Source organism: Phyllobacterium sp. P5_D12, from assembly GCF_054049495.1.
On sequence record NZ_JBFUMG010001154.1, the window covers coordinates 1 to 594 of the forward strand.

2 protein-coding genes are annotated in these 594 nt (G+C 53.0%); one reads left to right on the forward strand and one right to left on the reverse strand.

What is annotated here, in order from left to right:
* Positions 1-41 precede the first annotated feature (41 nt).
* A complete protein-coding gene (locus ACXJ5O_RS29240; protein WP_457302954.1) occupies positions 42-257 on the reverse strand; it encodes a SlyX family protein in 216 nt (71 codons plus the stop codon).
* Positions 258-377: 120 nt separating this feature from the next.
* On the opposite strand from ACXJ5O_RS29240, the gene ACXJ5O_RS29245 reads away from it, so the two are divergent.
* Positions 378-594, forward strand: a 217-nt coding sequence (locus ACXJ5O_RS29245; RefSeq protein WP_457302955.1) for an ATP-binding cassette domain-containing protein, incomplete at its 3' end; no start/stop codon positions are given.

The following is a 594-nucleotide window of genomic DNA, read 5'->3' on the forward strand; positions in this document are numbered from 1 at the left end:
CACTAGCTCAGAGTGGTTCTCCAGAGGCTCTATTCTGATCATCAATAATGCGGCGGTTTGGTCACGGGAACATCGGGCGCCGTCTGCTCCTCCAGAACCAGAAATCGATCCGTCAGTGCGTCGAGCTTGCGGCGCATGGCTTCGATCACTTTCCATTGCTCCGCGATCTGGCCGGAAAGCTCCTCGACGGTTTTCTCATGCTCTGTCACAAGAATTTCGAGGCGGGTCAAACGCTCCGGGTCGTCGTCGGCTGTCATTGCTCGTCTCCATCTTCAATAGCTTGTCTATTCTTGTGTTTCTTGACTGGAAAGAAAAAAATCCCGTGTTAGGGTCGAAACCTCGAAAAGACGAAAAGCTGATCAACAGCGGATGGGGATATGACCGAACCGGCGATCGAACTAGTTGGAATCGATAAGCGCTTTGGTGCCGTGCATGCCAATCGCGATATTCATATGCGTGTCGAAAAGGGCACGATCCATGGCATCATCGGTGAGAACGGCGCGGGCAAATCTACCCTGATGTCGATCCTCTACGGGTTTTATCAAGCCGACAGCGGCGAGATTCGCATCAATGGACACGCGACCAGGATCGCAG

What these genes read in the sequence shown, in the direction of transcription:
- ACXJ5O_RS29240 (WP_457302954.1), bottom strand. Translation starts at nt 257, where the DNA reads ATGACAGCCGACGACGACCCGGAGCGTTTGACCCGCCTCGAAATTCTT.